The 3,465-nt window shown below is 74.0% G+C and carries 4 protein-coding genes; 2 read left to right on the top strand and 2 right to left on the bottom strand.

Annotated elements, in window-relative coordinates; all coding sequences use genetic code 11:
- Positions 1-119: 119 nt before the first annotated feature.
- Complete coding sequence (locus EAO70_RS34445) at positions 120-464, top strand: GNAT family N-acetyltransferase (RefSeq protein WP_148006753.1); 345 nt, start codon at positions 120-122, stop codon at positions 462-464.
- Positions 465-479: 15 nt separating this feature from the next.
- Here EAO70_RS34445 and EAO70_RS34440 read toward each other — a convergent pair whose 3' ends face one another.
- On the bottom strand, positions 480-1,286 hold the full coding sequence (locus EAO70_RS34440) for a VOC family protein (RefSeq protein ID WP_148006752.1): 807 nt from the start codon (positions 1,284-1,286) through the stop codon (positions 480-482).
- A gap of 171 nt (positions 1,287-1,457) precedes the next feature.
- Positions 1,458-2,246: an alpha/beta fold hydrolase gene (locus EAO70_RS34435; protein ID WP_148006751.1), complete on the bottom strand. Its 789-nt coding sequence runs from the start codon at positions 2,244-2,246 to the stop codon at positions 1,458-1,460.
- 196 nt (positions 2,247-2,442) lie between these two features.
- Between EAO70_RS34435 and EAO70_RS34430 the strand changes: the two genes are divergently transcribed.
- On the top strand, positions 2,443-3,465 hold a 1,023-nt coding region (locus tag EAO70_RS34430), incomplete at its 3' end, for a serine/threonine-protein kinase (RefSeq protein WP_148006750.1).

Below are 3,465 nucleotides of genomic sequence, written 5' to 3'. Positions count from 1 at the left end.
CGCCACACCAACCCCCGGCCGGGCGAGAGCGCCCCGCCGCACACGATTACCCCGCGCGGCCGGGCTCAGGCGTCCGCCGCACACCACCCCCGCAGGCCCCTCGAACCGAAAGGCACGCCATGACCGAGCAGGCAGCCACCTCCCCCGTCGTCCGCCGCGTCGACGCCCGCCACCGCTACGAGATCCTCGTCGACGAGCAGCGCGCCGGTCTCACGGCGTACCGCGACCGCGAGGACCGGCGCGTCTTCTTCCACACCGAGGTCGACGAGGCGTACGCCGGTCAGGGCCTCGCCTCGATCCTGGTCGAGCAGGCCCTCGCCGACGTACGCGCCTCGGGGATGCGGATCGTGCCGGTCTGCCCGTACGTCGCCAAGTTCCTCAAGAGGCACGAGGAGTTCGCGGACATCACCGACCCCGTGACGCCGGAGGTCCTGGAGTGGCTGGACGGGCAGCTGAAGCGCTGAGRCCGGCCGCGCGGCTCAGCCGGCGGGCGGGGCCAGGACGACGAAGTCGGCCTTCGCCGGGTCGAGGCAGACGGCGAGCCGGCCGACGCCCTCCGCGTCGTCGGGCCCCATCTGCACGTCGCCGCCGCCCGCGGTGACCCGGCCGACCGCTGCGTCGCAGTCGGTGACGGCGAAGACCGGGTGCCAGTACGGCCGCCCGTGCGCGAGGGCCAGGTCCGTCTCGGCGACCTCCACCAGGCCGCCGTGCATGCGCTCCTCGGACAGCCCGGCCGGGGTGATGATCGTGTACGTGCCGCCGCCCCCGCCGGGCATCGGCATCTCGCTGTACTGCCAGCCGAAGACGCTGCCGTAGAAGCGCTTCGCCGCCGCGGCGTCGGTCGTGTACAGCTCGACCCAGGACAGCGAGCCCGGGGCGTCGACCTGCTCGACGCCCCTGCTCGTCCCGGGCTGCCAGACGGCGAACTGCCCGCCGAGCGGGTCGCTGTACTGCGCCATCCGACCCCACTCGTCGAGCTCCGTCGGCGGGACGCGGACGGTGCCGCCCGCCTCCTCCACGGCCCGTGTCGTGGCGTCCGCGTCGGTGACGCCGTAGTAGATCATCCAGGCCGAACGCGCCCCCGGTTCGGTCAGCTTGCCGAGGCCGGCGACGATCTTCCCGTCGTTCCGGAACATGCCGCCTTCCCCGTCCTGCCCTTCCGGGGCCTCCATGGACTCGTAGTCCCACCCGAGGACGCCGCCGTAGAAGGCGGCGGCCGCCGGGACGTCGGGGGTGCCGAGGTCGAGCCAGCAGGGGGAGCCGGGGACGAAGTCGGTGGTGATCATCGCGAGGGCCTTTCACGGTTCCGGGGGTCCGCCAGGTACGTCCTCAGCCTTTCACCGGACCGGAGCCCTCGCCCGTCGAAGGGGTATCCGCCGCGCGGGGAAACGGCCGTGCCCCGCACCGGGCCGGACGGCGTACCTCCCGGGCGGGCGCCCCTCCTCCGTACATCCCCCTCAGACGTGCGCCCGGCAGAAGGCGCGGACGGCCGCGGTGAAGGCCTCCGGCGCCTCCAGGTTGCTCATGTGGCCCACCTCGGGGATCACCACCAGATCGGCGTGCGGGATCGCGTCCTGGAAGGCGAGGGCGATGTCCAGGGGCGAGCGCGCGTCGTGTTCGCCCCAGAGCAGCAGCGTCGGCACCGTGATCCGGGGCAGCACGTCCGTCGCGTCGGCCTCGGCCATCAGGGAGAGCTGCACGGCCATGCTCTCCGGCCGTACGTCCCGGCCGATCGCCTCCAGCAGCTCGGCGAAGAGTTCCGGCGGGCCGTCCGCGTAGAGCCCCGGCAACGTCGGGTCGAACTCCTCCCGGGGCACCGCGACCATCCGGCGTGCCCCCTCGACCCGCGCGGCGACCTCCTCCGGCGGCAGCGAGCCCTTCCACCCGGCGTACGTGTCCACCAACAGCAGCGAACGCACCAGGTCCGGCCGATGCCGGTACAGCTCCAGGACCACCGTCCCGCCCCAGGACAGTCCCGCGAGCTGCGCGGGTCCGAGGTCCACATCCTCGACGACCGCGGCCAGGGCGCGCGCGTAGTCCTCGACGCCGAAGCCCGGCGGCAGCGCCCCGGACCGCCCGGCTCCCGGCTCGTCCCAGACCACCACCGTGAACTCGTCGGCGAGCGCCTCGACTTGCGGCTGCCACATCCGCCCGTCGCTCCCGGCCCCGTGGGCGAGGACCAGGACCGGCCCCCGCCCCTTCCTCGTATAGGCGACGTCGACGCCGCCGACCCGCACGACTGTCATGCCCCCAGACTAGGCGGTGCGCGGCGGGATGCCACGACTTCCCTGACCGGCCCCGGACCCGTGCTCTACCTTGAGTTCTTCGCGACCATCCAGGGGGATCACCGCATGGGCCACACCACTCCGTCCGTTTCGCCGCGGAGCGCCGTCCCGCCGCTCGACGGCCGCTCCGCGCACGCGAAGGGCTGACCTCTCCACCGTGGAACAGCTGACGGGGGAGGACCCCGCACACATCGGCCCGTACCGTCTGATCGCCCGCCTCGGCGCGGGCGGGATGGGCCTGGTCTATCTGGGCCGCTCCGACGTGGGACGGACGGTCGCCGTCAAGGTCGTCCAGGCCGAGCACGCCCAACACCCGGAGTTCCGGAAGCGGTTCGCCCGTGAGGTGGCCGCGGCCAGGCGGGTGGGCGGCGCCTGGACGGCCGACGTCCTGGACGCCGACACCGAGGCCGCCGTGCCGTGGGTGGCGACCCAGTACATCCCCGGCCCCGACCTGACCACCGTGGTGGCGCAGGACTTCGGTCCGCTGCCGGAGCGGTCGGTGACCACGCTCGCCAACCGTCTCGCGCTCGCGCTGCGCGCCGTGCACGAGGCGGGCCTGATCCACCGCGACCTCAAGCCGTCGAACGTCCTGGTCACCGTGGACGGCCCGCGCGTCATCGACTTCGGCATCGCGCGGGCGATGGACAGCCTCGCCGGGGACAGTCTGCACACCCGCACCGGGATGCTGATCGGATCACCCGGCTTCATGTCGCCCGAGCAGGTGCGCGGCCTCGAACTCACCCCCGCCTCCGACGTGTTCTGCCTGGGTGCGCTCCTCGTCTACGCGGCCACCGGACGGCTGCTGTTCGGCGCCACGGAGACGGGCCTGAACGCGCATCTGTTCCGGATCGCCGAGGAGGAGCCGGACCTGACGGGCGTACCGGACGAGCTCGTCGAACTCGTCCGCGCCTGCCTGGAGAAGGACCCGGCCGAGCGGCCCACTCCCCAGGAGGTCGCGGACCGCACGGCGGCGGAGCGGTCCGGCGAGTGGCTGCCGGGGGCGGTGCTGGCCCAACTCGGCCGCCGGGCGGCACATCTGCTGGACTACTCCCCCACCCCGCCGGCCGGCCGGCCCGCCGTGCCGGATCCGCGGGACCGGTTCGCCCAGCAGGTTCCCCCGCAGCCCGCCTACACGCCGACGGCGCCGGCGTACTCCGGGGCCGGCCGCGCGCGGGCCCGG

The organism is Streptomyces sp. adm13(2018) (genome assembly GCF_008042145.1).
GTDB lineage: Bacteria > Actinomycetota > Actinomycetes > Streptomycetales > Streptomycetaceae > Streptomyces.
This window is presented reverse-complemented; position numbering and strand designations above follow the sequence as displayed.

Excerpts from the sequence above, each read along its gene's own strand:
- EAO70_RS34445 (WP_148006753.1), top strand. The coding sequence starts at position 120 with ATGACCGAGCAGGCAGCCACCTCCCCCGTCGTCCGCCGCGTCGACGCC.
- EAO70_RS34440 (WP_148006752.1), bottom strand. The coding sequence starts at position 1,286 with ATGATCACCACCGACTTCGTCCCCGGCTCCCCCTGCTGGCTCGACCTC.
- EAO70_RS34435 (WP_148006751.1), bottom strand. The coding sequence starts at position 2,246 with ATGACAGTCGTGCGGGTCGGCGGCGTCGACGTCGCCTATACGAGGAAG.